The 25,162-nt window shown below is 66.0% G+C and carries 28 protein-coding genes; 15 read left to right on the top strand and 13 right to left on the bottom strand.

Going from position 1 to position 25,162, the window contains the following annotated elements; genetic code table 11:
- Window positions 1–123: 123 nt before the first annotated feature.
- A complete protein-coding gene (locus ACSQ3M_RS26970; protein WP_436153162.1) occupies window positions 124–507 on the bottom strand; it encodes a tautomerase family protein in 384 nt (127 codons plus the stop codon).
- A 115-nt stretch (window positions 508–622) separates the two neighbouring features.
- Between ACSQ3M_RS26970 and ACSQ3M_RS26965 the strand changes: the two genes are divergently transcribed.
- On the top strand, window positions 623–1,465 hold the full coding sequence (locus ACSQ3M_RS26965) for a LysR substrate-binding domain-containing protein (RefSeq protein ID WP_436153161.1): 843 nt from the start codon (window positions 623–625) through the stop codon (window positions 1,463–1,465).
- 6 nt (window positions 1,466–1,471) lie between these two features.
- Here the strand turns inward: ACSQ3M_RS26965 and ACSQ3M_RS26960 are convergent, their stop codons facing one another.
- From ACSQ3M_RS26960 to ACSQ3M_RS26950, 3 genes are all read right to left on the bottom strand, one after another.
- On the bottom strand, window positions 1,472–3,679 hold the full coding sequence (locus ACSQ3M_RS26960; protein WP_436153164.1) for a RelA/SpoT family protein: 2,208 nt from the start codon (window positions 3,677–3,679) through the stop codon (window positions 1,472–1,474).
- Between the two features lie 158 nt (window positions 3,680–3,837).
- Window positions 3,838–4,227 (bottom strand): DNA-directed RNA polymerase subunit omega, encoded by a 390-nt coding sequence (rpoZ, locus tag ACSQ3M_RS26955; RefSeq protein ID WP_284169283.1) that lies wholly within the window; start codon window positions 4,225–4,227, stop codon window positions 3,838–3,840.
- A 123-nt stretch (window positions 4,228–4,350) separates the two neighbouring features.
- The gene (locus ACSQ3M_RS26950) at window positions 4,351–5,238 is read right to left on the bottom strand and encodes a LysR substrate-binding domain-containing protein (protein ID WP_436153160.1); all 888 of its coding nucleotides are present in this window, start codon (window positions 5,236–5,238) and stop codon (window positions 4,351–4,353) included.
- A 117-nt stretch (window positions 5,239–5,355) separates the two neighbouring features.
- Between ACSQ3M_RS26950 and ACSQ3M_RS26945 the strand changes: the two genes are divergently transcribed.
- Window positions 5,356–6,066: an FMN-dependent NADH-azoreductase gene (locus tag ACSQ3M_RS26945; RefSeq protein ID WP_436153159.1), complete on the top strand. Its 711-nt coding sequence runs from the start codon at window positions 5,356–5,358 to the stop codon at window positions 6,064–6,066.
- Between the two features lie 60 nt (window positions 6,067–6,126).
- On the opposite strand, the gene ACSQ3M_RS26940 is transcribed toward ACSQ3M_RS26945, so the two are convergent.
- Entirely contained in the window at window positions 6,127–7,830 is a 1,704-nt protein-coding gene (locus tag ACSQ3M_RS26940) for an ATP-binding protein (protein WP_436153158.1), read from the bottom strand.
- Between the two features lie 316 nt (window positions 7,831–8,146).
- On the opposite strand from ACSQ3M_RS26940, the gene ACSQ3M_RS26935 reads away from it, so the two are divergent.
- On the top strand, window positions 8,147–8,899 hold the full coding sequence (locus tag ACSQ3M_RS26935; protein WP_436153157.1) for a pyridoxine 5'-phosphate synthase: 753 nt from the start codon (window positions 8,147–8,149) through the stop codon (window positions 8,897–8,899).
- Window positions 8,900–8,908: 9 nt separating this feature from the next.
- Window positions 8,909–9,313: a holo-ACP synthase gene (acpS, locus tag ACSQ3M_RS26930; RefSeq protein WP_436153156.1), complete on the top strand. Its 405-nt coding sequence runs from the start codon at window positions 8,909–8,911 to the stop codon at window positions 9,311–9,313.
- A 19-nt stretch (window positions 9,314–9,332) separates the two neighbouring features.
- On the opposite strand, the gene aqpZ is transcribed toward acpS, so the two are convergent.
- Window positions 9,333–10,064, bottom strand: a complete 732-nt coding sequence (gene aqpZ, locus ACSQ3M_RS26925; protein ID WP_436153155.1) for an aquaporin Z — start codon at window positions 10,062–10,064, stop codon at window positions 9,333–9,335.
- 186 nt (window positions 10,065–10,250) lie between these two features.
- Here aqpZ and ACSQ3M_RS26920 point away from each other — a divergent pair, with 186 nt between their 5' ends.
- From ACSQ3M_RS26920 to ACSQ3M_RS26890, 7 genes are all read left to right on the top strand, one after another.
- Entirely contained in the window at window positions 10,251–10,385 is a 135-nt protein-coding gene (locus ACSQ3M_RS26920) for a hypothetical protein (protein ID WP_436153154.1), read from the top strand.
- Window positions 10,386–10,511: 126 nt separating this feature from the next.
- Window positions 10,512–11,276 carry a signal peptidase I gene (lepB, locus tag ACSQ3M_RS26915; protein WP_436153153.1) on the top strand — a complete coding sequence of 255 codons (765 nt, stop codon included), beginning with the start codon at window positions 10,512–10,514 and terminating at the stop codon, window positions 11,274–11,276.
- Window positions 11,273–12,004 carry a ribonuclease III gene (gene rnc, locus ACSQ3M_RS26910; RefSeq protein ID WP_236846631.1) on the top strand — a complete coding sequence of 244 codons (732 nt, stop codon included), beginning with the start codon at window positions 11,273–11,275 and terminating at the stop codon, window positions 12,002–12,004. Before lepB ends, rnc begins: the two co-directional genes overlap by 4 nt.
- Window positions 11,997–12,908 carry a GTPase Era gene (gene era / locus ACSQ3M_RS26905; RefSeq protein ID WP_436153152.1) on the top strand — a complete coding sequence of 304 codons (912 nt, stop codon included), beginning with the start codon at window positions 11,997–11,999 and terminating at the stop codon, window positions 12,906–12,908. The genes rnc and era overlap by 8 nt, the downstream gene beginning before the upstream one ends.
- Window positions 12,909–13,100: 192 nt before the next feature.
- Window positions 13,101–13,715: an NYN domain-containing protein gene (locus ACSQ3M_RS26900; RefSeq protein WP_436153151.1), complete on the top strand. Its 615-nt coding sequence runs from the start codon at window positions 13,101–13,103 to the stop codon at window positions 13,713–13,715.
- Between the two features lie 120 nt (window positions 13,716–13,835).
- Entirely contained in the window at window positions 13,836–14,561 is a 726-nt protein-coding gene (locus ACSQ3M_RS26895; RefSeq protein WP_436153150.1) for a superoxide dismutase, read from the top strand.
- 65 nt (window positions 14,562–14,626) lie between these two features.
- Window positions 14,627–15,013, top strand: coding sequence for a nuclear transport factor 2 family protein (locus ACSQ3M_RS26890; protein ID WP_436153149.1), 387 nt, complete (start codon window positions 14,627–14,629; stop codon window positions 15,011–15,013).
- A 17-nt stretch (window positions 15,014–15,030) separates the two neighbouring features.
- On the opposite strand, the gene smpB is transcribed toward ACSQ3M_RS26890, so the two are convergent.
- Both smpB and dapA read right to left on the bottom strand, forming a co-directional pair.
- Window positions 15,031–15,504, bottom strand: a complete 474-nt coding sequence (smpB, locus tag ACSQ3M_RS26885; protein WP_126112700.1) for an SsrA-binding protein SmpB — start codon at window positions 15,502–15,504, stop codon at window positions 15,031–15,033.
- A 38-nt stretch (window positions 15,505–15,542) separates the two neighbouring features.
- Complete coding sequence (gene dapA / locus ACSQ3M_RS26880) at window positions 15,543–16,436, bottom strand: 4-hydroxy-tetrahydrodipicolinate synthase (protein WP_436153148.1); 894 nt, start codon at window positions 16,434–16,436, stop codon at window positions 15,543–15,545.
- A 308-nt stretch (window positions 16,437–16,744) separates the two neighbouring features.
- Here dapA and ACSQ3M_RS26875 point away from each other — a divergent pair, with 308 nt between their 5' ends.
- Complete coding sequence (locus ACSQ3M_RS26875) at window positions 16,745–18,754, top strand: transglycosylase SLT domain-containing protein (RefSeq protein ID WP_436153147.1); 2,010 nt, start codon at window positions 16,745–16,747, stop codon at window positions 18,752–18,754.
- Window positions 18,755–18,767: 13 nt separating this feature from the next.
- Here the strand turns inward: ACSQ3M_RS26875 and ACSQ3M_RS26870 are convergent, their stop codons facing one another.
- Window positions 18,768–19,676 carry a cyclase family protein gene (locus ACSQ3M_RS26870; protein ID WP_436153146.1) on the bottom strand — a complete coding sequence of 303 codons (909 nt, stop codon included), beginning with the start codon at window positions 19,674–19,676 and terminating at the stop codon, window positions 18,768–18,770.
- Window positions 19,677–19,865: 189 nt separating this feature from the next.
- On the opposite strand from ACSQ3M_RS26870, the gene ACSQ3M_RS26865 reads away from it, so the two are divergent.
- Window positions 19,866–20,753, top strand: a complete 888-nt coding sequence (locus tag ACSQ3M_RS26865) for an alpha/beta fold hydrolase (protein WP_436153145.1) — start codon at window positions 19,866–19,868, stop codon at window positions 20,751–20,753.
- 9 nt (window positions 20,754–20,762) lie between these two features.
- On the opposite strand, the gene ACSQ3M_RS26860 is transcribed toward ACSQ3M_RS26865, so the two are convergent.
- The 4 genes from ACSQ3M_RS26860 to ACSQ3M_RS26845 form a co-directional block, all read right to left on the bottom strand.
- Window positions 20,763–21,326, bottom strand: coding sequence for a methylated-DNA--[protein]-cysteine S-methyltransferase (locus tag ACSQ3M_RS26860; RefSeq protein WP_436153144.1), 564 nt, complete (start codon window positions 21,324–21,326; stop codon window positions 20,763–20,765).
- Window positions 21,327–21,382: 56 nt separating this feature from the next.
- Window positions 21,383–22,339, bottom strand: coding sequence for a protein-methionine-sulfoxide reductase catalytic subunit MsrP (msrP, locus tag ACSQ3M_RS26855; protein WP_436153143.1), 957 nt, complete (start codon window positions 22,337–22,339; stop codon window positions 21,383–21,385).
- Between the two features lie 117 nt (window positions 22,340–22,456).
- On the bottom strand, window positions 22,457–22,999 hold the full coding sequence (locus tag ACSQ3M_RS26850; RefSeq protein WP_436153142.1) for an SRPBCC family protein: 543 nt from the start codon (window positions 22,997–22,999) through the stop codon (window positions 22,457–22,459).
- A 121-nt stretch (window positions 23,000–23,120) separates the two neighbouring features.
- Window positions 23,121–23,438 carry an ArsR/SmtB family transcription factor gene (locus ACSQ3M_RS26845; protein WP_436153141.1) on the bottom strand — a complete coding sequence of 106 codons (318 nt, stop codon included), beginning with the start codon at window positions 23,436–23,438 and terminating at the stop codon, window positions 23,121–23,123.
- Window positions 23,439–23,538: 100 nt separating this feature from the next.
- Between ACSQ3M_RS26845 and ACSQ3M_RS26840 the strand changes: the two genes are divergently transcribed.
- Both ACSQ3M_RS26840 and ACSQ3M_RS26835 read left to right on the top strand, forming a co-directional pair.
- On the top strand, window positions 23,539–24,483 hold the full coding sequence (locus ACSQ3M_RS26840; protein WP_436153140.1) for a DMT family transporter: 945 nt from the start codon (window positions 23,539–23,541) through the stop codon (window positions 24,481–24,483).
- A 12-nt stretch (window positions 24,484–24,495) separates the two neighbouring features.
- Window positions 24,496–25,047 (top strand): hypothetical protein, encoded by a 552-nt coding sequence (locus ACSQ3M_RS26835; protein WP_436153139.1) that lies wholly within the window; start codon window positions 24,496–24,498, stop codon window positions 25,045–25,047.
- Window positions 25,048–25,162: the final 115 nt, after the last annotated feature.

Below are 25,162 nucleotides of genomic sequence, written 5' to 3'. Positions count from 1 at the left end.
GAGAGAAATCGTTAGCTTGAACTCGGCCGCGCGCTGAGCGCTCGCGGAACTGGTCACAGGGCCTACCCCTCACCCTGCCCTCTCCCTATGGGAGAGGGTTCCCCGCGGTTCTTCGCCCAGCAATTACGCCACGTACTGCGCGACGCCGCCGCCGAACGACCAGTCCTCGCGCTTGACCTCGACCAGGTTGATGAAGATGTCGTCGGGCCTCAACCCCGGCTCCTTCTGCAGGTTCGCGGCGATAGCGGCATAGAGCGCCTTCTTCTGGGTAACACCGCGGGTGTTGGCGACGGTAAGCTGGATGATCACCAGGGCATCGCTGCGGTTGAAGCCGAAATAATTGTTGTCGAAGATGAACTCCTCGGCCTCGTGCTGATGCACCACGGCGAAAAGGTCGTTCTCCGGCACCTCGAAGGTCGCGCGCAAGGCGCGGTAGACACCATCGACGATGGCGGCGGGATGCGAGGCCGGGCGGCCGCGGCGCATCGAAATCCGGATCAGAGGCATGACGGGCTCCATAGGACGGGGCGGTCTCTGCCGCCGACATCCTGAAACTAGGCTTGAAATTCTAATCTGAAAATCGTATCTTTGACGATATCAATGATATGTAATTGAGATTTATATGAGCAGTACCCTCGACCTCGATGGCGTCAGCGCCTTCCTGCATGCAGCCGAGCTTTCCAGCTTCACCCGCGCTGCCGAGGCGCTCGGCACGGCGCAATCGCTGATCAGCACGCGGGTCAAGAAGCTGGAGGAGGCGCTCGGCCAGTTGCTGCTGCAGCGGCATCCACGGCTGGTCCGGCTGACTGCCGAGGGCGAGCGCTTCCTGCCGGCGGCGCGCGAGCTGATGGCGGCGCATGAGCGGGCGTTGACCTCTTTCCAGCAGGTCCAGGAGCGTATCAGCATCGGCATCAGCGAGCAGGCTGTCGGGGCCGATGCCCCTGCCCTGCTGGCGCGGCTCGCCAAGCACGACCCCTCGCTGGTGATCGGGCTGCGCATCGAGCCCTCGGCAGCGCTCGACACGGCATTCGAGCGTGGCGAGCTCGATGTCGCGGTGATCCGCCGGCTCGGCCCCGGGCGCACCGGCGAAGTGCTGCGGCGCGACGCGTTCGGCTGGTTCGGCGCGCCCTCGCTGATCAGGCCCGACGGGCCGGTGCCGCTGGTCAGCCTGATGCCGGAATGCCGCCTGCGCCGCCATGCCATGGATGCGCTCGATCGCGCCGGCCTGCCCTGGCGCGAAGCCTTCATCGGCGGCGGCATGGCGGCGGTGCTGGCGGCGGTCGAAGGCGGGCTCGGCGTCTCGCCGCTGGCCGCCCGGATCGCGCCGCGCGGGGCGATCGACCACGGACCGGGCTGGGGACTGCCGGTGCTCGACAGCTTCGAGGTCGTGCTGCGCAGCAATGTCGCGACACCGCGCGCCAACGCCTTCGTCAGAGAGCTCGCGGCGGCGTTCCGGGTGGGGTGACGCGCGCTACGCCACCACGCGCTCGACCCGGCTGATCACCCGCTTCTCGCGGAGTTCGCTGATGATCGCGGAAAGATGCCGCAGGTCCCAGACCGTGAGGTCGATGGTGAGGTCGGTAAAGTCCGGCGTCGGCCGGATCATCGAGACCGCATCGATATTGCCGTCATGCTCGGCGATGGTGGTGGTGATCTGTGCGAGCGATCCCGGCTCGTTGATCGAGTTGAGCTGGATGCGCGCCGGGAAGCGCTGCGGGCGCTTGTCGTCGAGATCCCAGCGCACGTCGAGCCAGCGCTCCGGCTCATTGTCGAAGGCGGCGAGCGAGGGCGACTGGATCGGATAGATCGTCACCGCCTCGCCCGGCGTCAGGATGCCGACGATGCGGTCGCCCGGCACGGCCCCGCCCCCCGGCGCGAAGCGCACCGGCAGGTCGCCGCCGAGACCGCGGATCGGGATCGCATCGGCGCCTGGCGTCTCGCCCGGCAGCTTGAATTTGAGGTTCTCGCCCTGGCGCAATTCGAACCAGCCCTTGCCCGTCGGCTTCGCCTTGGGATCAGAGGCCGGGCGCTTCTCGGGCTCGAGGTCGGGATAGACCGCGCGCACCACGTCGCCAGAGAACATCTCGCCGCGCCCGACAGCGGCGAGCACGTCATCGATGGCGGTGCGAGCGAGCCGCTTGAGTGCGGCCTTGAGCTTCTCGTCTGAGAACGGACGCTCGGCCCGCACGAAGGCGCGCTCCAGGATCTGGCGACCGAGCCCGGCATATTGCCGGCGCACGGCGGCGCGCGTGGCGCGGCGGATGGCGGCTCTAGCCTTGCCGGTGACCACCAGAGATTCCCAGGCAGCCGGCGGCGCCTGGCCCTCGGCGCGGGTGATCTCGACCTCGTCGCCGTTCTGGAGCTCGGTCAGGAGCGGCGCGATCCGCCCGTTGATCTTGGCGCCGACCGCGGTGTTGCCGACATCGGTATGGACCGCATAGGCGAAGTCGATCGGTGTCGCCCCGCGCGGCAGCGCGATCAGGCGGCCCTTGGGCGTGAAGCAGAAGACCTGGTCGTGGAAGAGCTCGAGCTTGGTGTGCTCGAGGAACTCCTCGGGATTGTCGCCCTCGGCCAGGAGATCGACCGTGCGGCGCAGCCATTGATAGGCGCGGCTTTCGTCGGCGGCGGCAACGACGCCGGCGGTCCGCCCGTCCTTGTAGCGGGCATGGGCGGCGATGCCGAATTCGGCGATGCGGTCCATCCCGTCGGTGCGGATCTGCAGCTCGACGCGTTGGCGGCCGGGGCCGACCACCGTCGTGTGCAGCGAGCGGTAATCGTTCTGCTTCGGCGTCGAGATGTAGTCCTTGTAGCGGCCGGGCACCATCGGCCAGGTCATGTGGACGATGCCGAGCACGCGGTAGCAGTCCTCCGGCTTGTCGACGATGACCCGGAAACCGAAGATGTCGGAGAGCTGCTCGAAGGAGACGGATTTGCGCTCCATCTTCTTCCAGATCGAATAGGGGCGCTTGCGCCTGCCATAGACCTGCGCCTCGATGCCGCGCTCGGCGAGCTTGGTCTTGAGATCGCTCTCGATCTCGCCAATGACCTTGCCCTCGCGCTGCGTCACCTCCTCGAGCCGCTTGGTGATGGTGGCATGCGCCTCCGGCTTCATATGGCGGAAAGCGAGCTCCTCCAGCTCCTCGCGCAATTCCTGCATGCCCATGCGGCCGGCGAGCGGCGCATAGATCTCGATCGTCTCCTCGGCGACGCGCAAGCGCTTTTCGGGCGGCACATAATGCAGGGTGCGCATGTTGTGCAGCCGGTCGGCGAGCTTGACCAGCAGCACGCGGATATCGTCGACGATGGCGAGCAGGAGCTTGCGGAAATTCTCGCCCTGTGCCGCCTTTTTCGAGACAAGGTCGAGCTTCTTGATCTTGGTGAGCCCATCGACGAGCCGACGGATATCGGGCCCGAACAGGGTCTCGATTTCCTCCAGCGTCGCTTCGGTGTCCTCGACGGTGTCGTGCAGCACGGCGGCGACGATGGTGGCGTCGTCGAGCTTGAGCTCGGTCAGGATCGCCGCGACTTCGAGCGGATGGGCGAAGAACGGGTCGCCGGAGGCGCGCTTCTGCGTGCCATGCGCACGCATGGCGTAGACATAGGCGCGGTTGAGCAGCTCCTCGTCGGTATTTGGGTTGTAGCGCCTGACCCGGTCGACAAGCTCATATTGCCGCATCATGCCCATGCGGGCGTAACTCCACCGCTCAACTCGATTGGATTCGCTTCAATATCAACGATCGCGGCAGGGCGCGGCAAGGCGAATCCATGCGAGACAGGCATGAAAAAAGCCCGGCAGGGCCGGGCTTTAGCAAACGTCATGAACGCTTTTCCGACGACTCAATCTTCGTCGTCGGCGCTCTCGGTCGGCGGCACGAGGCCGTCGAGGCCGCGCAGCAGGTCGTCTTCGCTCATCCGGTCGAACTGAACTTCCGAATCGGGGGTGGCGACATGCGACTGCGAGGTCAGCAGCGGCACGGTGTCGGCCTCCGGCTCGTCGACCTCGACATGCTTCTGCAGCGAGTGGATCAGGTCTTCCTTGAGATCCTCGGGGGTGAGCTTCTCATCGGCGATCTCGCGCAGGGCGACGACCGGGTTCTTGTCGTTGTCGCGCGGGACGAGAATCGAGGAGCCCGAGGCGATCATGCGGGCGCGATGGCTCGCAAGCAGAACCAGCTCGAAGCGGTTCTCGACCTTGTCGATGCAATCCTCAACGGTGACGCGAGCCATTCGCGGCTCCTTCTGATCTTGCGCGATGCGATGGAAAGGTTGAACGGCGCTCATACAGGCTGCGCGCTGCGGATGCAAGGTTTTGAACCGTCTCCTCCACGCACCGCTATGCGGGCGCGACCGTCATGGTGACGCTACTGCCTTGAGCCATTGCCGGACGGCCTGAACATCCGCGCTGGCCATGTTCTCCTCGGTTGCGACCAAATGATAGTGATGCCCTTCGATGACCGGGCCAAAGGGGTGGACGAGCACGCCGCGTGAGAGTTCGTCCTCGACCAGGAACAGGCTCGTGATCACGACGCCCTGCCCTGCCACGGCCGCCTGGATAGCGTGGCTTTCGTCGGTGAAGCGCAGGCCAGCTTCGACGTTCAATCCCGCGACCCGGGCCAGTGCCTGCCAGCGTCGCCAATCCGGCTGCAGATCCCGACGCAGCCACTCCGAGTGAATCAGCCTCGCTGCAGTTAGATCAATGGGATCGCGTAGGCCGAGCAAGGGGCTGCAGACCACGCCGAAACGCTCCTGGCACAGCGGTTCGGATACCAGTCCCGAAAACGGGCCAGCACCGTAACGTACCGCGAGGTCGGCAGCGCCGCTGGCTAGATCGACGGCGTCGTCCGATGCATGCAGCCGCAACGCGAATTGCGGCCACTGCACCTGGAAGAGCCCCAGCGCCGAAATGAGGCGGCGCGCGGTGAAGAGCGCGGTCGCGCTGACCGTCACCGCGCTGCGCTGAGGCCGAGGAGAGAGCTCGGCGATGGCGCGGGCAAAATTGTCCAGGCCGTCCCTGAGCACGGGGTAGAGCTGCGCGCCGGCCGGCGTCAGCGAGACGCGCCGGACATGCCGGTCGAAGAGCGGCAGGCCGAGCGTCGCTTCCAGCAGCCGCAATTGGTGGCTGATCGCCGTCGGCGTCACGGCCAGTTCCCGGGCCGCCTTCTGAAAACTTAAATTCCGGGCCGCGGCCTCGAACGCGCGAAGCGCAGCGAGTGGCGGAAGCTTCCGAGGTTCCGGCATGAGTGAGGTATACTCATCTATCAGCTGATGAATTCGATTTTGTCGCCCCGCAGATAGCAACATATCTCACGATTAGCGAGAACATCGCATGAGAAATTTGACTTCATGGAGATCGCCATGCCGCCCCTTCACATCCTGCAGATCGATGCCAGCGCCCGTCCCGGGCGGTCCGGGGTCGATCCTCGCGGATCGCATACGCGCCGCCTGACCAGCCGCTTCGTCGAGCGCTGGCAGACTGCGCGCCCGCACGACACCGTGACCTATCGCGATGTCGGGCAGCAGCCGCCCTCGCCCGTCAGCGGCGACTGGATCGCGGCAGCCTTCACCCGGCCCGAGCGCCGGGATGAGGCAGCACAGGCGCAGCTCGCCGAAAGCGATGTTCTGGTGAGCGAGCTTCTGCGTGCAGACCTCATCGTGATCGGCGCGCCGATGTACAATTTCGGCCTTCCGGCCCAGCTCAAGGCATGGGTGGACAATGTCGTGCGCGTCGGCGTCACCTTCGGATTTGATCGCAGCCGGCAAGGCGAACCCTATTGGCCGATGCTGCCGCCCGGCAAGCGGCTGGTCATCCTGTCCTCGCGCGGCGATTACGGCTACGGCGCCGGCGGACGCCTGGAGACCGTCAACCTCGTCGAGCGCGGGCTGACGGTGCCGATGGGCTATCTCGGCCTGACCGAAACGCATTCGGTCGCCATCGAGTACGACGAGTTCGCCGATGAGCGCCTGCGGACGTCGATTTCGACGGCCGAGACCGCCGTCGACGAATTGGTCGGGACACTCGCACGCGACGTCGCCGAAACTGCGGATCGAGTGTTGGCGCTAGCCTGACACGATCGAAGCGGCGCCTGTGCCACGAATCGATCAGTGGCCGCGGCCAACTTCAGCGTGTCAGAGCCCGCGCATGCGGGCGACGAGCTCTTCCACCAGCGGCTCGCGCTGCTCGATTTGAGCGGGCGCGCGTCCGGCTATCGCCGGAAGTTCTTCCGGCCGCTGCTCGGAAAAGCGCATGCGCATCGTCGTCGCCACCGCCTCGCCGAAGGCGATCGCCTCGCGATTGCCGATCGAGGAGAGGAAGGCGATGGTGCTGGCCGAGGCGTCGGCGATGGCGGCGCGGATGATCTGCTGGTCGCGCTCATTGCCGAGGCGCATCGCGAATACGGTCGAGCATTGCGACAGGATGGTCGGGTCGAGCTCGCCCGGACGCTGCGTCACGATGCCGAGATAGGCGCCGTATTTGCGCCCCTCCTTGGCGATGCGGGCGATGGCCTGGCGGGTCGGCGCGAAGCCGAGCGACTGATCCTGCGGCACATAGCGATGCGCCTCCTCGCAGAGCAGCAGGATTTCGTAGCTGCCACGGCTCGCCATGGCGAGGTCGAAGGCGAGCCGCGCCAGGCTGGACGCCACAGCATTGACGACCTCCGAGGGCAAACCGGCGAGCTGGAACACGGTGATCGGCCGGCCTCTGTGCGGCACCCGGAAGATCTGGCTCACCACCGGCGCGATCGTCTCCATGCTGTTGGCATGGGCGAAGAGGAACCCGTAGCGCGGGTCGCCGTACAGCGTTTCGAGCCTGATCCTGAGCGCGCGCAGGGTCGTGCGCGAATAGCGCAGTTCGTGCAGCCCGATCAGCTCGTCGATCGCGACAAAGAGATCGGCGATGCGGTAGGGCGCTGCGAGCTCGGCCGTTCCGCCGGCTTCCCCTGGCCGACGCGCGCCAGGATCGAGTGGCCGCTTCAGCACGCTGCTGCCGAGATCGCGCGCCATGTCATGCGGAGAGACGATACGGTAGCGGCTGCGAGCCACCGCGATGACCTCGCGCAGCACCTCGGCCTCGTCCTCCAATGGCGGGCGGCCGCGGAAGACGATGTCGGCGAACTCCTCGAAGCGGAACAGCCAGAACGGCAGGTCGAGCGTGCTCGCGTCGATCCGCACGGAGGTGTCGGGGAAGGCGTGGGCGTATTCGTTGTGCGGATCGAGGATCAGCGCCCGCAGATTCGGCTTCGCCGCCACGGCCTTGCGCAGCATCAGCGCGACGGCGCTCGATTTGCCGACACCGGTCGTGCCGAGCACGGCGAAATGACGCGAGAGCAGGCGCTCGATGTCGACGCTCGCCGAAACCGCCGCATCCTGGGTCAGGGTACCGAGCGTGACGCCCCGGCGCTCGCCGAGATCATGGATGAGCGCCAGATCGCGCGAGCGGATACGATGGGCCCGCGCCCCGATCGGAGGATAAGTGACGATACCGTTGTTGAAGCGCGCCGTACCATTCTCGCCGTCGACGACCTCGCCCAGCAGCTCGACCTCGATCGCAACCGCATTGGGACCGGCCTCGTCCCAGACCGGCTGCAGCGCGCGCATCTCGTAGACAAGCCCGACAATGCGGCTCGTCCCGAGGCTGATCGAGATCAGGCGGCCGATGGCGCAGCCGTCATGCGCGCCGGGCACAGGCCCGGATGCAGCCCCAGCGATCGTGGCGCGCGCGCCCGAGCACGCGACGACGCGACCGAGCGCGCGGTCAGCGGGCTGGTTCGAGTCACGCCGATCGGGCGTGACCTTCGTCTCGAATTGCCGATGGTCGGCGGGAAGTTGCATGAGGAGTCTGGAAACGCCGTGGGACGATGCCGGACGCTAATTTCCAAGGCTTAACAACAGTCACGCCGCAGATTGCGTGCATATTCCTGCCATGCACGCACTGCGTGCAGTGATTGATCAAGAATACTGACGGCGTCGATCACATCCCTTGCCTTGAACCAGCGCCTGACGCGGCTTAGAGCATGTTCCGCAAAAGTGGGAACCACTTTTGCGATGAGAACATGCTCCAAACCGTTGAGTTTGCGCGAATTCTTTTCGCCCAACCGTGTCGGCTGGACGGAAAGCGCGCTAGACGGCAAAGGACGAGGGGGCGACGATGACCAAGAACCGCTTGCGCCTGGGCGTGAACATCGACCATGTCGCGACCGTGCGGAACGCACGCGGTGGCGCCCTGCCCGATCCGGTGCGCGCCGCCCTTCTCGCGGTGGCTGCCGGCGCCGACGGCATCACCGCCCATCTGCGCGAGGACCGGCGCCATATCCGCGACACCGACATGGCGAAGCTCGCAAGCGAGCTCAGCAAGCCGCTGAATTTCGAGATGGCCGCGACAGCGGAGATGATCGGCCTTGCCGAGAAGTTCAAGCCGCACGCAGCCTGCCTGGTGCCCGAGAAGCGTGAGGAACGCACCACCGAGGGCGGGCTCGACGTGGTCGGCCAGGCGAACGCTTTGGCCGCACCAATCGCGCAGCTCAAAGCCGCCGGGTGCCGCGTTTCGCTGTTCATCGAGGCCGATGAGGCGCCGATCGCAATGGCCGCCAAGCTCGGAGCGCCCGTGGTCGAACTCCATACCGGCACCTGGTGCCACGCCGTCGCCGATGGTCATGCCGACAAGGCACAGGCCGAGTTCGAGCGGCTCGCGAACGGTGCGGCCTTCGCCGCCTCGCTCGGGCTGGAAGTCCATGCCGGACACGGGCTCGACTACGACACCGCGCGCAAGCTTGCCGGCGTTCCCGACTTCGTCGAGTTCAACATCGGCCATTTCCTGGTCGGCGAAGCGATCTTCGTCGGCTTTGAGACTGCGATCGCCGTGATGCGGCGGGCGATGGACGAAGGCCGCGCCGCCAGCTAGACCGCTGGAATGATCCTCGGCATCGGCTCCGACCTCTGCGACATCCGCCGCATCGAGAACTCGCTCGCCCGCTTCGGCGAGCGCTTCACCCAGCGCATCTTCACGCAAGGCGAGCAGGCGAAGTCCGATCGCCGGGCTACGCGCGCCGCCTCCTACGCCCGCCGCTTCGCCGCCAAGGAGGCCTGCTCGAAGGCGCTCGGCACCGGCATACGGTCAGGCGTGTTCTGGCGGGACATGGAGGTGATCAATCTGCCGAGCGGGCGGCCGACTATGCGGCTCACCGGCGGCGCTGCGGCGCGCCTGGCCGAGATGACCCCGCCCGGCCATGAGGCGATCGTGCACGTCTCGCTGACCGACGATCCGCCGCTGGCGCAGGCCTTCGTAGTGATCGAGGCCAGGCCCGTTCGGGCCTGACCTCGGATAGCGGTTCTTTTTACTCGGCCGGGGCCGGCGTGACGCCGGTGACCTCGCCGCGCGGTTCCTCGCTCAGCCAGCGATAGACCACGCCGCCAAGCGCGCCGCCGATGATCGGCGCCAGCCAGAACAGCCAGAGCTGCTGGATCGCCCAGCCGCCGACGAACAGCGCCGGGCCGGTCGAGCGCGCCGGATTGACCGAGGTGTTGGTCACCGGAATGCTGACGAGGTGGATCAGGCAGAGCCCGAGGCCGATGGCGAGCGGGGCGAAGCCGGCCGGCGCCTTGCCATGAGTCGCGCCCATGATGATGAACAGGAACATCATGGTCATCACGACTTCAGTGAGGAAGGCCGAGGCCAGCCCGTACTTGCCCGGCGAATGCTCGCCGAAGCCGTTCGAGGCGAAGCCCTTGGCGACGTCGAAGCCGGGTGCTCCAACCGCGATGAAATAGAGCACGGTCGCGCCGAGGATCGCGCCGACCACCTGCGCGACGATGTACGGAACGACCTGACTGGCCGGGAACCGCCCGCCTGCCGCCAGGCCGACGGTGACTGCGGGGTTGAGATGGCAACCGGAGATGTGTCCGATCGCATAGGCCATGGTGACGACAGTCAGGCCGAAGGCGAGCGAGACGCCGAGCAGGCCGATGCCGACCTGCGGAAAGCCGGCAGCGATGACGGCGCTGCCGCAGCCGGCGAAGGTCAACCAGAAGGTACCGATGGCTTCGGCTGCGTATTTTTTCGTGCTCATGGCGATTCGCCCCAAGGTTGCGGGTCGCGAAACTGTGATCCTCGGGCAACCTAGCGTCAATCGCCGGAAATCGATGGCCAACCACGCAATCCAGGACGAACGACCGCCCGCTTACCGTGTGTTGCAGCATGAGTGGCCGCGACCGATGGCACATCGTCAACGTCCAGGTCGCCGAAGCAGTCGACCATGGAGGTGGGCATCCTCGTCAGCGCCGGCACCTCGCCGCGGGTCTTCGACCTGCGCGGCGAGATGCGCGAACAGATCGTCGCCTTCCTGCAGCCGGCACATGGCGCGCTCGCGCCGGTGACAGCGGTGCAATGATCCGATGAGCCACATATTATCGCCCTGCCGTCGCGGCAGCAGGTACCGGCCTCGCAAAAGTGGTTTCCACTTTGACGGAACATGCTCTAGACCGCGCTCTCGAAACGTAGCCAGCAGGAGGCCCGTGTGGCCAACGACGCCGAGATCAAGAGCAAGACCAAGGACGAAGGCGGCATCCTCGAGACGATCAAGGTCGTCGTCCAGGCCCTGCTGATCGCCCTGGTGATCCGGACCCTGCTGTTCCAGCCCTTCAACATCCCCTCCGGCTCGCTGATCCCGACGCTGCTGATCGGCGACTATCTGTTCGTCTCGAAATACACCTATGGCTATTCGAAGCACTCGATGCCGTTCAGCCCGCCGCTGTTCCAGGGCCGGGTCTGGGCAGCCGAGCCGAAGCGCGGCGACATCGCCGTGTTCAAGCTGCCGAGCGACAATTCGACCGACTACATCAAGCGCGTGATCGGGCTGCCCGGCGACCGCATCCAGATGATCGACGGCATCCTGCACATCAACAACCAGCCGGTGAAGCGCGAGCGCATCGCCGATTTCGTCACCACCGACCCGTGGGGCCGCACGACGCCGGCGATCCAGTACCGCGAGACGCTGCCGAACGGGGTCAGCCACCAGATCATCGAGCGCGAGGGCGACACCGGCACCTTCGACAACACCCCGGTGTTCCGCGTGCCCGACGGCCATTTCTTCATGATGGGCGACAACCGCGACAACTCGCTCGATTCGCGCGATCGCAGCGTCGGCTTCGTGCCGTTCGAGAACTTCGTCGGCCGCGCCGAAATCATCTTCTTCTCGATCGACGAGGGCGCGTCGGCCTGGCGCATCTGGGAATGGCCCTGGACGGTGCGCTGGAACCGCATGTTCTCGACGATCAAGTGAGCAAGACGACCGACAGCGGCCGCAAGCTGCCCGAGCTCTCGCGGCTCGAGGACAGGCTCGGCCATCGCTTCCGCGACCGCGGCCTGCTGGAGACGGCGCTCACCCATATGAGCGCCGACACGCGCCGGATCGCGAGCTATCAACGGCTCGAATTCCTCGGCGACCGGGTGCTCGGCCTCTCGGTCGCCGACATGCTGTTCACCACCTATCCGCAGGCCGAGGAAGGCGACATGTCGCGCCGCCTCGCCGACCTCGTGCGCAAGGAGACCTGCGCCGAGGTTGCGGCCGCCTGGGACGTCGGCCCGCACTTGCGTCTCGGCGAGGGCGAGATCCTTTCGGGTGCGCGCAAGAACAAGGCAATCCTGGCCGATGCCTGCGAGGCGATCATCGGTGCGGTCTTCATCGATGGCGGCTATGATGCCGCGCGCAAGCTGGTCGAGGCGGGCTTCGGCGAACGGCTGCTCAAGCCGGTGACGCCGCTGCGCGACGCCAAGACCGCGTTGCAGGAATGGGCGCAGGGCCAGGGGCATCCGACGCCGACCTATGCCGAGCGCGGCCGCTCCGGCCCGGATCACGCGCCGATCTTCCGCATCATCGTGCGGATCGGCGCATTGGCCGAGGCGGAAGCCGAGGGCCGCTCGAAGCGATTGGCCGAGCAGGCCGCGGCCGAAGCCTTCCTGCGCCGGCAGGGTCTGTGGAACGAAACGATGGAGGGCGAGCATGGCTGAGCCTGATAAGGCGACCCGCTGCGGCTTCGTCGCACTGATCGGCGCGCCCAATGCCGGCAAATCGACGCTGCTCAACCAGCTCGTCGGCGCCAAGGTCTCGATCGTCTCGCGCAAGGTGCAGACGACGCGCACCCAGGTGCGCGGCATCGCGCTGACAGGGCCGGCGCAGATCATCTTCGTCGATACGCCCGGCATCTTCGCACCCAAGCGCCGGCTCGATCGCGCCATGGTGACGAGCGCCTGGGGCGGAGCGACCGATGCCGACCTGATCGGCGTGCTGATCGATGTCGGGCGCTTCGACCACGAGGAGAACACGGCGCTGCTGGAGAGGCTCGCCCAGCTCAAGCAGCCGAAATTCCTGATCCTCAACAAGATCGACACGATTCCGAAGGAGAAGCTGCTCGCCATCACCGCCGCGGTGAACGAGCACAGCGGCTTCGAGACGACCTTCATGGTCGCGGCGCTGACCGGCTATGGCGTCAAGGACATCCTCACCTGGCTCGAGACGCGGATGAAGCCCGGCCCCTGGCTCTATCCGGAGGACCAGATCTCGGACGCGCCGCTGCGCTTCCTCGCCGCCGAGATCACCCGCGAGAAGATCTTCGAGCGGCTGCACGACGAATTGCCCTATCGCTCGACGGTCGAGACCGAGAGCTGGCAACAGCGCCCGGACGGCTCGGTCCGGATCGAGCAGACGATCTATGTCGAGCGCGAAGGCCAGCGGAAGATCGTGCTCGGCGAAGGCGGCCAGACGATCAAGGCGATCGGCCAGAAGGCGCGCGTCGAGATCGCCGAAGCGGCCGAGGCCAAGGTCCATCTCTTTCTGTTCGTCAAGGTCCGCGAGAACTGGAGCGACGATCCGGAGCGCTATCGCGAGATGGGGCTGGAGTTTCCGAAAAGCTGAACACTTAAAGCTGAGCATCTGCAGCTTTCGCACGCTTAGCTGGCAAAATTCGATCGCAATCTTGCGCGGTACGCCGCATTCACCACATAAACACCGAAGGGCCGCTCGATTTGGAGCGCCAACCCGACATTATTCAACCTTGATCCGTGCCGATTCTTATTTTTCGACCCGATTTAAGCCAGGAGCCATTACATGGCAGGTGAGCCGCGCATTGCGCTCTTCATCGACGGAGCCAATCTCTATGGAACGTCGAAGCAGCTAGGCTTCGACATGGATTACCGTCGTTTGCTCAAGGAATTCCAGGGGCGTGGCAATCTGATCCGCGCGTTCTACTTCACGACATTGATCGAAAGCGAGGAATACACCTCGATCAGGCCGCTGGTCGACTGGCTCGACTACAATGGCTACCGGGTCGTCACCAAGGCGGCCAAGGAATTCACCGACGCGACCGGGCGCCGGCGCATCAAGGGCAATATGGATATCGAGCTCGCGATCGAGATGCTCGAGCTCGCCCCCCATCTCGACCATATCTACCTGTTCTCCGGCGATGGCGATTTCCGGCCGCTGGTCGAGGCGGTGCAGCGCAAGGGCGTCAAGGTCTCAGTGGTCTCGACCATCAACACCAGTCCGCCCATGGTCGCCGACGATCTGCGCCGGCAATGCGACGAGTTCGTCGAGCTCGCGACCCTGATGCCGAAGGTCGGGCGCGACCCGGCCGAGCGGGCTGCGCGCGCCCCAGCTGCCGGCAATCCGGGGCTGGAGCGCCGCTATGGCATCCGCCAGGGCGATGAGCCGCCGGAGGGCTGAACCTCCCCCACCCTCTTGCGTTGTCGATGAGTGAACGGGCGACGAGGCGCGAACGGCACTTGACCGCGGCCGCGGCTCGCGCAAGCTCTGTTTCCGCAACGACACCCTGGAGGGTATGCCTTGGAACGCCGCAGCTTTCTCACCGGCCTCGCCGCCGGCTCCGCCCTCGTCGTAGCCCGCCCAGCCCTGGTGCTGGCGCAGGCCGCGCCGGCGCCAGCGGCCGCCCCGCCGCCGGTCTTCACGCTACCGAAGCTGGCTTACGCCTATGAAGCGCTGGAGCCGACCATCGACGCGCAGACCATGCGCATCCACCATTCCCTGCACCACCAGGCCTATGTGAACGGCGCCAACGCCGCGGCCGGCCAATGGGAGGCCTTGCGCACCACGCCAATCGAGACGGTGCTCGCCGATCTCAGCGTCGCCCCGGACAATGTCCGCACCGCGGTCCGCAACAATGTCGGCGGCCACTGGAACCACAGCTTCTTCTGGGAGCTGATGACGCCGGGCGGAGCGCAGCAGCCAGGCGCCGAGCTGAAGAGCGCGATCGACGGCGCCTTCGGCTCGACGCTCGAGCTGGTGCAGAAGGTCAACCAGGCCGGCGCGACGCGCTTCGGCTCGGGCTGGGCCTGGCTCGTCGTCGACAAGGACAAGAAGCTCGCCATCATCTCGACGGCCAACCAGGACACGCCGCTCGAGCTCGGCGCCAAGGCGGTGCTCGGCATCGATGTCTGGGAGCACGCCTATTACCTGAAGTACCAGAATCGCCGGCCGGAATACCTCGCCGCCTGGTGGAAGACGGTGAACTGGGACAAGGCGAACGAGAACTTCAAGAAGGCGATGGGCTGACCCAAGGGAACTTGCCTCGGCTTTCCCCGTTACGGTTGTGACGTGACGGGGAAACGAGGTAGCCCATGCCGGATGATGCGAGCGATATAGCGCGCGCCTGCTACCAGGCCTATGTCGACAAGGACCGGGCTGCGCTAGAGGCCCTTATCGCCGAGGATTTCCGTTTCAGCAGCCCGCTCGACAATCGGCTCGATCGCGAGACCTATTTCGAGCGTTGCTGGCCCAATAGCGAACGCATCCGTGCCTGCACGTTCAAGCACCTCATACCGATCGGCGAGACGGTCTTCGTCACCTATGAAGGCGAAGGCATCGGCGGCAAGGGATTCCGCAATACCGAGATCCTGACGATCCGGGGCGGCAAGATCGTCGAGGTCGAAGTCTACTTTGGCTGGTCGCTGCCGCATCCGGCGCCGGATGGAGGCTTCGTCGAGCCCAACGAGCTTGCCGAATAGGCTCGGCTTTCGACGCGCTATGCGCCGGTCTTCAGGATCCGCGCCTTGTCGCGATTCCAGTCACGGGCCTTCTCGGTCTCGCGCTTGTCGTGCAGCTTCTTGCCCTTGCCGAGGCCGAGCTCGACTTTCGCCCTGCCCTTGTCGTTGAAATAGACCTTGAGCGGGATGACGGTGTAGCCCTCGCGCTGGATCGCGCCCATCAGCTTGTCGATCTGGCGACGGTGCAGCAGCAGCTTCCGCGGCCGGCGGACATCATGGTTGAAGCGGTTGGCTTCGAGATATTCCGGGATATGGGCGTTGAACAGGAAGAGCTCGGTGCCCATCGGCCCGGCATAGCTCTCGCCGATCGTCGCCCTGCCGCCGCGCAGCGACTTGATCTCGGTGCCCTGCAGGGCGATGCCGGCTTCGAGTGTCTCGGTGATGGCATAGTTGTAGCGCGCCTTGCGGTTATCGGCCGCAAGCTTGTAGCGCTCTGGATCTGGCTTGCTCATCAGGACACTCCGGTAACCGGCATTGCCGGCTACCTCACTTAAGCATTCAACAGGCCGGCGTGAACCATGGCGCTGCGGATCACGTCACCGGTCGCCGCCGTGACCGGCATCAGCGGCAGGCGGAGCTCTTCCTCGATCCGGCCGAGGCGCTTCAGCCCGTGCTTGGCACCGGCGAGGCCCGGCTCCTTGAAGATGGCGTCATGCAGCGGCACCAGCCGGTCCTGGATCTTTAGGGCTCCGGCATAATCGCCCTTCAGCGCGCAGGCCATCAGCTCGGCGCAGAGCTTGGGTGCGACATTGGCGACGACCGAGATGCAGCCATGGCCGCCGGCGGCCATATAGGCGAGCGCCGTCATGTCCTCGCCCGAGAGCTGGATGAAATCCGGCCCGAGTACATGGCGCTGCTGCGAGACACGGGCGAGATTGGCGGTGGCGTCCTTCACCCCGGCGATGTTCTTCAGCTCATAGAGCCGCGCCATGGTCTCGACCGACATGTCGACCACCGAGCGCGGCGGGATGTTGTAGATGATGATCGGGATGCCGATCGCATCGTTCACCGCTTTGAAGTGCTGGTACATGCCCTCCTGGGTCGGCTTGTTGTAATAGGGCGTGACCACGAGCACGGCCTGCGCACCCGCCTTCTCGGCGTGCTTTGCCAGCGAGATCGCCTCGATGGTGTTGTTCGAGCCGGCGCCGGCGATCACCGGCACCCGGCCCTTCGCCTGATCGAGCACGATCTCGGTGACGTGGCCGTGCTCCTCATGGCTGAGCGTCGGGCTCTCGCCGGTGGTGCCGACCGGAACCAGCGCGGAAGAACCGTTCTCGATCTGCCAGTCGACGAGGGCGCGCAGCGTCGCCTCGTCGATCTTGCCGCCCTTGAATGGCGTCACCAGCGCGGGCATCGAACCGGTGAGGGGCGCATGCTTGGTCATGGACGGTCCTGAAAACGACAAAGTTCAGCGTGAAACGGGCGACAGACATAGCCTTTCAGCCGCAGTCCGCAAAGCCGGCAACCCATCAAAAATCGTGGCGGCATGGTTAGGACTTCATAAAGCTCCATCCCGGAGCATGGTCTACTGCTACGATCCGGCTTGCTTGGGGGGACCCCTTGATGGCGCTATCGCCGGGCCGACGGTTCTTTGGAACCGGCCTGACGCTCATTCTGGTGGCTGTCGGACCCTGCTCAGCGGGCCCTGACGGCTCGCATCCATTGCAGGAAGAGCGCCTGGCAAGTGTCAATGTGAGCGTCGACACCGGCAATGCGAGTGTCGATGTCGGCATGACCGCCTCGCTCGCGCCGCAGACCGAGCCGCCCGCATCGCCTGTGCCGCCAGCCGCAATCGCCCGGCCGGAAGAGCGCATCGATCTCGAACCGCTGAAGAAAGTGGTCGCGGCCTATCGCGCCGGCAAGTTGGAGGATGGCGACGCCATCGCCCGGCGCATCGACGACAAGGCGGTGCGCGGCATGCTGGAATGGGTGGCGCTGCGCAGCCTGTCCAATGTCGTCAGCTTCGAGCGCATCGCCGAATTCCTCGACGCCTTCCCGAACTATCCCGGCACGACGCCGTTCCGCCGGCGGGCCGAAGCGGCGCTGGTCACCGATCGGCGCAGCCCTGAGACCGTGCGCGCCTTCTTCCATGGCCGCGAGCCGATCAGCCCGGCCGGGCGCATCGCGCTTGCCCGCGCCCTGGCCGCCGAGGGCCGCCAGGACGAGGCGCTGGCGCTCGCCCGCCGGACCTGGCTCAAGGATCACCTCGGCGCCGGGCTCGAGAAGATCGTGCTCGATAATTTTGGCGACAAACTGACCACCGCCGATCATCGCCTGCGCACGGAACGCTATCTCTTCGCCGGAAAGAGCGAGGAGGCGCTGCGCAATGCCGCCCGCGTCTCGCAGGACTATGTCGCGCTGGCCAAGGTCCGGCTCGCCAGCGCCAAGGCGAAGGGGCCGATCGCGCAGAAGCAGATCGACGCCGTTCCGGCGCCCTTGAAGAAGGACATCTCCTTCGCCTTCCTGCAGGCGCAGCAGGCGCGCCGCTCCGGCAAGCCGGCCGATGCGGCCAAGGCGATGGCCGAGGTGCCGCGCGATCCCGCCCTGCTCGGCGACGGCGATGGCTGGTGGGAAGAGCGCCGGCTGATCGCCCGCAAGCTGCTCGACGAGGGCGACGCCAAGGGCGCCTATGCAGTCGCGTCCGGCCACGGCGCCGAGGACACGGCCGAGCGCATCGATGCCGAATGGCATGCCGGCTGGATCGCGCTCCGCTTCGAAAAAGACGCCGAGCGGGCGGCGAAGCATTTCGCCGAAGCGGCCAAGGTCGCAGAGACGCCGATCTCGGTGGCGCGCGCCACCTATTGGCAGGGCCGCGCCGCCGACGCGCTCGGCAAGATCGACGAGGCGAAGGCCTTCTATGCCCGCGCCGCCGAGCACCCGATCGCCTATTACGGCCAGCTCGCCCGCGCCCGGCTCGGCCTCACCGAACTGCCGGTCCGGCGCACCATCGCGGCGCCGCTGGCGCATCTGCCCGGCTTCAAGGCGGCCAAGCTGCTCTATGCGATCGAGGCGCCCGATCTCGCCGGCCAATTGCTGATCGACCTGTCGCAGCGCCTGCACGATACCGCTGCGCTGGAAGCCATCGCCGACATCGCCCGCCAGCGCGGCGACGCCAAGACCCTGCTCACCATCGGCAAGATCGCGCTGCAGCGCGGCTTCCCGCTCGACGAGGCCGCCTTCCCGACCTTTGGCGTGCCGGACTTCCCGTCGGTGGGCGATCCGATGGAGCGGGCCATCGTCCACGCCATCGCCCGGCAGGAGAGCGCCTTCGACCCGGCCGCGGTCTCGCATGCCGGCGCGCTCGGGCTGATGCAGATGATGCCGGCAACGGCACGCGAGACGGCGCGGCGCGCGCAGTTTCCCTTCGAGCTCGACCGGCTGACCAAGGACCCGCTCTATTCGGCGAAGATGGGCGCCGCGCACCTCAACGACCTGCTCGGCGACTGGCGCGGCTCCTATATCCTGACCTTCGCCGCCTATAATGCCGGCTCTGGCAATGTGAAGAAGTGGATCGCCGCCTATGGCGATCCGCGCTCGCCCGAGGTCGACGCGGTCGACTGGGTCGAGCGCATCTCCTTCACCGAGACCCGCAACTATGTGCAACGGGTGATGGAGAACCTGCAGGTCTACCGCCAGCGCCTCAACCAGCGCACCGCCTACATGATCGACTACGACCTGAAGCGCGGCGGCAAGCGCGATTGAGCGCCGGTCTCTCCTATTCCGCGATCAGCCTGGCATGCGCGCGCACCGGGAAGGTGCCCATGCCTTTGATCTTCGGCGGAACGGCGGAGAAGCGGAAGCCGGAAGCAGGCAACTGCGAGAGCCCGGTCAGATGCTCCACGATCGGAATGTCGGCTCCGAGCAGGACGGAGTGGACCGGCCGCGTCCCACCGGTGGTGTCGTCGATGTTGAGCGAGTCGATCCCGACAAGCACGGCGCCCTGGTCGCGCAAATAGAGGGCCGCCTTCTCCGTCAGGAAGGGATGTCCTTCGAAATAGGCGTCCGTGCCCCAATGCCGATCCCAGCCGGTGTGGACGAGCACCGCATGCCCGCTGCACGCGACCGGGACGAAATGGTGCCAGTCGATCGCCCGTTCCGCCGCGCCTTCCACCCGGACCACCACGGCCGGCAGGTCCGCGACGCGCCGCAGCTGCAGCCCTGCCAGATCGTGGCCCGTGGCGTAGCGATGGAAGGGCATGTCGATATAGGTACCGGTATTGGCGACCATATCGATGCGGCCGATCTGGAACTCGGTGCCCTCCGCATAGATCTCGCGTGAGCTGGTCCTGGAAAGATGATCGCAGATCAGCGGCGCGGGCAGGCCCTTATAGGTGACCATCCCCGATTCGATCGTATGGCTGAGATCGACGAAAAGCCCGTCGAGGCCTTGCACTACCGCGTCCTGCGACTGCGCTGCCCGCTTGTGGCGCTCCGCGATGACCTGCTTGTTGAGGATGCGGACCTCGCCGACCATCAGCAGGCGCAGGTCCCGGATGATGTAAGCAGCGAGCTCGTCGTCGGCTATGTCATCGCCATCGATGTCGAGACGAAAATCCTGCCCCTGGATGCCTCCGCCATTGGAGAAGACCACCTCGAAATCGAAACAGACCCGCTTGTCCGTCATGTCGCCGCTCGCCGTTGATCGTGATGCATGCCAACCCAGCGCATGCCGTAACGGCATTGTCCATGTAGGCTTCTGCAAGGCTCGCTATGCAGGCCGGCATAGTCACGGGGCTGGCGTCGCGACGGCTTTCGTGTCGGTTGCGGTCATGGTTAGGTGCGCCGTGCCTGCCTTGCCTCCCGAGTTCTCCGCATGAATTCCGATACCGGCTTCCGCTCCCTGTTCGTCAGCGCCCGCGACGGGCTGAAGCTGCATGTGCGTGAATACGGGCCGCAAGCCGCTTCCCTGCTGCCGATCGTCTGCCTGGCAGGACTGGCGCGCACCTCGGCCGATTTCCACGAACTCGCCCTGGCACTCTCGGAGGACGGGCCACGGCGTGTGCTGGCGCTCGACTATCGCGGCCGCGGTCGCTCCGACTACGCCAAGGACTGGCACGACTACGACATCCGCATCGAACTCGACGATCTCATGCAGATGCTGGCCGCCACCGGCGTCGAGGAAGCCGTCTTCGTCGGCACCTCGCGCGGCGGGCTCCTGACCATGGCGCTGGGGGCGGCACGACCTGCAGCGATCCGCGGCGTGGTGCTGAACGATGTCGGGCCGGTGATCGATGCGCGCGGGCTGCTACGCATTCGCGGCTATGTCGGCAAGCTGCCGACACCGCGCAGCTTCGCCGAGGGCGCCGAGATCCTGAAGCGGCTCTCGGACCAGCAATTCCCGCTCTTCGGCGCGGCCGAATGGGAGGTGATGGCGCGCCGGACCTGGACCGAGCGCAACGGGGCGCTGGTGCCGGACTACGACCCACGCCTGCTGAAGACGCTGGAAGAGCTCGACCTGGAGGCACCCCTCCCCGAGCTCTGGCCCTATTTCGCGGCGCTGAACCATGTCCCGGTGCTGGCGATCCGCGGCGAGAATTCCGATCTCCTGGCCGAGAAGACACTGGCGGAGATGGGTACGCGCCATCCGCGCTGCGAGACCTTCACCGCACCTGGCCAAGGCCACGCCCCCCTGCTCGGCAGCAAGGACATGGTCCGCCGCATTGGTAGGCTGATCGCAAAAGCGGAAAAGCAGGCCGCCTGACGCGAGCGACTAACGCTGCCTCGCCTGCAGCGGCAGGGCGTCGAACAGCGACGGCTCGGCGCTGGTGCGCGCCTTCTCGATCGTCAGGATCTTCAGCTTGGTCTCGACACCGCCATCGGCCGAAAAGCCGCCGGTCTTGCCGCCGGCAGCGAGCACGCGATGGCAGGGCACGATGATGGGGATCGGGTTCTGGCCGAGCGCCACGCCGACGGCGCGGGCCGCCCCAGGCTCGCCGATCCGCGCGGCCACCTCGCCATAGGTCAGTGTCTCGCCCGGCGGAATCGCCAAAGCGACGGCATAGACGCGCCGGTTGAACTCCGGGGTCGCCGAGAGATCGATCGGCAGATGCGCGAGATCACGCCGTTCGCCGGCGAGCAAGGCGACGACATCATAGATCGCCTGCTGCACGAAAGGCGGAGGCTCGGCCTCGGCGCTTTCCGGAAAGCGCTTCGCGAGGCGCCGCCGGGCCGCGTCCTCGTCCCGCTCCGGCAATTGCGCCGCGATGATGCGATCGCCCTGCCAGACCAAAGCGCAGGAACCGATCGCCGTGGTGAAGAGACAGATGTTCTGCATGGATCGAAGCTAGCGCAGATGCCGCCCGTGCGGCACCCGCTTTCTGCCAGCGCCGGTCAGGCCCAGAGCCGTTCCTTTTCCAGCCCCTTGTAGAGATCCGCCACCTGCTCGGCATAGCCGTTGAAGAGCAGGGTCGGTTTGCGGTCGCGCGAGCCCAGCACCTGCTCGCTCGCCTGGCTCCAGCGCGGATGCGAGACCTCCGGGTTCACATTGGCCCAGAAGCCGTATTCGGAGGCCTGCAACCCCTCCCAGAAGGTCTTGGGCCGCTCGGCGACGAAGCTGATCTTGCTGATCGATTTAACCGATTTGAAGCCGTATTTCCACGGCGTGATCAATCGCAGCGGCGCGCCATGCTGGTTCGGGATCGGCTTGCCGTAGATGCCGGTCACCATCAGCGTCATCTCGTTGGTCGCCTCGGCGATGGTCAGCCCCTCGGTATAGGGCCAGGGATACCAGCGCTGCGACTGCCCCGGCGCCATCTTCGGATTCATGAAGGTCTGCATCTGGATATATTTCGCCCCTGACAGGGGCTTGGCCAGCGCGACCAGACTCTTCAGCGTGAACCCCGTCCACGGCACCGCCATCGACCAGGCCTCGACGCAGCGGAAGCGGTAGAGCCGCTCCTCCAACGTGACCTTCCGAATCAGATCGTCGATGCCGATCTCGAACGGCTTCTCGACGAGACCGTCGATCGTGATCGTCCACGGCCGCGTCTGCAGGCGCTTGGACGCGGCGGCCACCTCCTTCGAGGTGCCGAACTCGTAGAAATTATTGTAGTTCGCCGCCAGTTCCTCGTCGGTCACCGGCCGGTCGAGCGTGTAGGCTGCGTTGCGCTTGGCCGGGTAGAGGTCGAGCGTCGGATCGGCCCCCTGCGCCGCGGCGGCTTGTGGCAGGGCAGCGCCGGCGATCAGACCGGCACCTCCGGCGAGCCATTGCCGCCTGTTCAGGAAGACGGCCTCGGATGTCGCCTGGCTCTCGGGAATCTCCCAGCCGGCGCGGCGCTTGATCAGCATGACGGACATACTCCGTTGCAACGGAGCAAGTTTAGTCGATCCAGCGCCAGTTCACCAAGTCACGAGCGGGAGAGCAGCTCTCCCGCTCGCCTGGAAACCACAGCAAACCGGCCTTGCTCAAGCCGGCTGATCGGCGAAGCGCTTGGCGTATTCCGTCTCCAGCCCTTCGATCCGCGACCAGAAGCCACGCGGCGGATCGCCGGCGAGCTTGTCTTCCAGGATGCCGAGATGGGCGTGCCAGCCGCCGGAGACGTCGGTCATCTCCGCCTTGCCCGCGAGCTTGCGATGCGTCAGCACCAGCTTGACCTTGTCGCCCTCGGGCGTGAGCTCAAAGGTCACCTCGGAGGTAGAACTCCCCTCGCCCGGCCAGGTCATCGCCAGCGCCGTCATCGGCTCGTAGCGCGTCACGGTTCCCTTGGAAGGCCAGCCATTGTCGTTCATCTCGCGATAGCGCTCCGGCGGCCGCTCGCTGGTGATCTCGGAATGCTTGAACAGGAGATCGACCGTGCCGCCGACGCGTGGCTCGAGCGCCCCTGAGGCCAGCCAGGTGCCGCGCTTGTCGGACTCTGTGAGATAGGACCAGACCCGTTCGACGGGGCCGGGCAAAAGACGTTCGAAGCGGACAGCGCCGCTTTCCAGGACCACGCCATACTCGTTCATCACGTCTCTCCTCAGATCACGCCGCATTTGGTGGTCCCACCAAATGCGGAGAACGTGATCGATTCCAAAAGTTTAGAGCATGCTTCAAGCGAAAACCGGCTCCCACTTTTCGCTGCATGCTCTATGCGTCGTCGGGTTTTGCGAGTTCTCGTTCCAGGCGGTCGAGCCCGCCATTCCAGAAGCTGCGGACCTGCTTGACCCAATCCTCGAAGGCATCGAGGCCTTCCGGATCGAGCCGGTAGATGCGCCGCTGGCCACTGACCTCGACGCTCACCAGCCCCGCCTCCTTCAGCACCTTGAGATGCTGCGAGATCGCCGGCGCGCTCATGCCGAACTGGGCCGTGATCTCGCCCGCCGCCATGGCGCGCTGGCCCAGCATCTCGACGATGCGGCGGCGGGTCGGGTCGGCAAGGGCGGTGAAGCGATCCATGCGTTTCATTTAGCTATTTACTTAATTAAGTCAATACGAAATTAATGGCCACACATGTGCGCCCTCCCCCTTGCGTGTGCCGGGCTTGCCCTTGCGCGCACGACGGGTCATGAGGATCGCCCTTCCCCGCCTCGTTCGCCTGGTCATGCCCTCCCGAAACGCCACCCTCGCCGGCATCCTGATGATGCTGCTCGGCATCCTCCTCTTCTCGATCAACGACGTGATGGGGAAATGGCTGGTCGCAACCTATACGGTCGGCCAGATCCTGCTGCTGCGCTCTGGCGCCGCCCTCTTGGCGATCGTCCCCTTCGTGGTGAAGCAGGGCGTTGGCCGTACGCTGCGGCCGGAGCGGCCGGGCCTGCAGCTGCTGCGCGTCACGCTCGGCTCCTGCGAGGTCGCACTGTTCTACTGGGCGGTGTCCTATCTGCCGCTCGCCGACACGATGACGCTCTGGCTGGCGGCACCGGTCTGGGCGGTGGTGCTGGCAGCGCTGCTGCTCGGCGAGCGTGTCGACGCCGGGCGCTGGCTCGCCGTGGTCGCCGGCTTCGTCGGCGTCGCGATCGCGCTCAACCCGTCGAGTGAGAGCCTGTCCCTGCCAGCGATCATCGCGCTGATCGGCAGCTTCTCCTTCGCCGCGATGATGATCATCGGCCGGCAATTGCGCGGCACGCCCGACGTCACATTGGTCTTCTGGCAGACATTCGGCGCGCTGGTGATGGGCCTCGCGCTGCTGCCCTTCGGCTGGGTGACGCCGAGCCTGACGGACATCGGCCTGCTCAGCCTACTCGGCATCCTCGCCATGGTGGCGCATCTCTGCGTGACCCGCTCGCTCAAGCTGGCCGAAGCCTCGGTCGTCGTGCCCTATCAGTACACGCTGATCGTCTGGGCGCTGGTCTTCGGCTGGTTCGTCTTCGGCGATTGGCCCAAGCCCGCCATGCTGTTCGGCTCCGCCCTGATCATCGCCGCCGGGCTTGCTTTGCTCGTGCTCGAAAGGCGCGCGGGCAACTCCGCCTCTGAGAACGCCAAGGAGCGTGTTACCGTCGAGCAGAACTGATCCGGAGGCGCGATGGCCGAGGCTGCGAAACCGCCCGATTTCTGGAGTTGGCTCGGCGCCGCAATTTCCCTCGTCCTCGGCCTCTGGCTGCTCATCGCCGGCTTGCGCACACTGCCGCTGGCGCGCGGCGATCTCCTGGTCGCCGACCATGTCGGCCCGATCAGCTACGGCACGCCGCTGATGCGGGTCAGCTCGGGGCGCAGCGGTTCGACCACCTACCGGACCCAGGACCTGTGGCTCGTCGCGATCAGCGACAACCGGCAGATCAACTACCAGCAGCTCTATCGACCAGCTCGCGGCCTCTGGGTCGACGGCATCGACCGCCTCGACTCCGGCCAGCAGGTCCGCTTCCTCGTCGATCCGGATCGCCAGCTGGTCTATGAGGCGACCTCGCGCGGCAAGACCTTCCTCGCCTATGAGGCCACCGCCGAGACGCTGACCAGCGGTGCGCATCGCTCGATGCTGTTCGGCTTTGCCCTGCTCGCCAGCGTCGCCTGGCACCTCTGGCCGCTGGCCTTACGCCACTGGCGCGGACGGCAAGGCACCGGTGCGGCCATGCCTTGATCGCACTGGCTGCCGGGGTGCTCTGCATTGGCGTCGGGTCTCTGGGGCTGGCGCCATCGCGCCGGGCACGCCACAAAGCTCAGGCCCGCCCACAGGTAGAGCGGGCGGGAGGACT

The organism is Allobosea sp. LjRoot90 (genome assembly GCF_964254315.1).
Lineage (GTDB): Bacteria > Pseudomonadota > Alphaproteobacteria > Rhizobiales > Beijerinckiaceae > Allobosea.
This window is presented reverse-complemented; position numbering and strand designations above follow the sequence as displayed.

Excerpts from the sequence above, each read along its gene's own strand:
- ACSQ3M_RS26970 (WP_436153162.1), bottom strand. The coding sequence starts at position 507 with ATGCCTCTGATCCGGATTTCGATGCGCCGCGGCCGCCCGGCCTCGCAT.
- ACSQ3M_RS26965 (WP_436153161.1), top strand. The coding sequence starts at position 623 with ATGAGCAGTACCCTCGACCTCGATGGCGTCAGCGCCTTCCTGCATGCA.
- ACSQ3M_RS26960 (WP_436153164.1), bottom strand. The coding sequence starts at position 3,679 with ATGATGCGGCAATATGAGCTTGTCGACCGGGTCAGGCGCTACAACCCA.
- rpoZ (WP_284169283.1), bottom strand. The coding sequence starts at position 4,227 with ATGGCTCGCGTCACCGTTGAGGATTGCATCGACAAGGTCGAGAACCGC.
- ACSQ3M_RS26950 (WP_436153160.1), bottom strand. The coding sequence starts at position 5,238 with ATGCCGGAACCTCGGAAGCTTCCGCCACTCGCTGCGCTTCGCGCGTTC.
- ACSQ3M_RS26945 (WP_436153159.1), top strand. The coding sequence starts at position 5,356 with ATGCCGCCCCTTCACATCCTGCAGATCGATGCCAGCGCCCGTCCCGGG.
- ACSQ3M_RS26940 (WP_436153158.1), bottom strand. The coding sequence starts at position 7,830 with ATGCAACTTCCCGCCGACCATCGGCAATTCGAGACGAAGGTCACGCCC.
- ACSQ3M_RS26935 (WP_436153157.1), top strand. The coding sequence starts at position 8,147 with ATGACCAAGAACCGCTTGCGCCTGGGCGTGAACATCGACCATGTCGCG.
- acpS (WP_436153156.1), top strand. The coding sequence starts at position 8,909 with ATGATCCTCGGCATCGGCTCCGACCTCTGCGACATCCGCCGCATCGAG.
- aqpZ (WP_436153155.1), bottom strand. The coding sequence starts at position 10,064 with ATGAGCACGAAAAAATACGCAGCCGAAGCCATCGGTACCTTCTGGTTG.
- ACSQ3M_RS26920 (WP_436153154.1), top strand. The coding sequence starts at position 10,251 with ATGGAGGTGGGCATCCTCGTCAGCGCCGGCACCTCGCCGCGGGTCTTC.
- era (WP_436153152.1), top strand. The coding sequence starts at position 11,997 with ATGGCTGAGCCTGATAAGGCGACCCGCTGCGGCTTCGTCGCACTGATC.
- ACSQ3M_RS26900 (WP_436153151.1), top strand. The coding sequence starts at position 13,101 with ATGGCAGGTGAGCCGCGCATTGCGCTCTTCATCGACGGAGCCAATCTC.
- ACSQ3M_RS26890 (WP_436153149.1), top strand. The coding sequence starts at position 14,627 with ATGCCGGATGATGCGAGCGATATAGCGCGCGCCTGCTACCAGGCCTAT.
- smpB (WP_126112700.1), bottom strand. The coding sequence starts at position 15,504 with ATGAGCAAGCCAGATCCAGAGCGCTACAAGCTTGCGGCCGATAACCGC.
- dapA (WP_436153148.1), bottom strand. The coding sequence starts at position 16,436 with ATGACCAAGCATGCGCCCCTCACCGGTTCGATGCCCGCGCTGGTGACG.
- ACSQ3M_RS26870 (WP_436153146.1), bottom strand. The coding sequence starts at position 19,676 with ATGACGGACAAGCGGGTCTGTTTCGATTTCGAGGTGGTCTTCTCCAAT.
- ACSQ3M_RS26865 (WP_436153145.1), top strand. The coding sequence starts at position 19,866 with ATGAATTCCGATACCGGCTTCCGCTCCCTGTTCGTCAGCGCCCGCGAC.
- ACSQ3M_RS26860 (WP_436153144.1), bottom strand. The coding sequence starts at position 21,326 with ATGCAGAACATCTGTCTCTTCACCACGGCGATCGGTTCCTGCGCTTTG.
- msrP (WP_436153143.1), bottom strand. The coding sequence starts at position 22,339 with ATGCTGATCAAGCGCCGCGCCGGCTGGGAGATTCCCGAGAGCCAGGCG.
- ACSQ3M_RS26850 (WP_436153142.1), bottom strand. The coding sequence starts at position 22,999 with ATGAACGAGTATGGCGTGGTCCTGGAAAGCGGCGCTGTCCGCTTCGAA.
- ACSQ3M_RS26845 (WP_436153141.1), bottom strand. The coding sequence starts at position 23,438 with ATGAAACGCATGGATCGCTTCACCGCCCTTGCCGACCCGACCCGCCGC.
- ACSQ3M_RS26840 (WP_436153140.1), top strand. The coding sequence starts at position 23,539 with ATGAGGATCGCCCTTCCCCGCCTCGTTCGCCTGGTCATGCCCTCCCGA.
- ACSQ3M_RS26835 (WP_436153139.1), top strand. The coding sequence starts at position 24,496 with ATGGCCGAGGCTGCGAAACCGCCCGATTTCTGGAGTTGGCTCGGCGCC.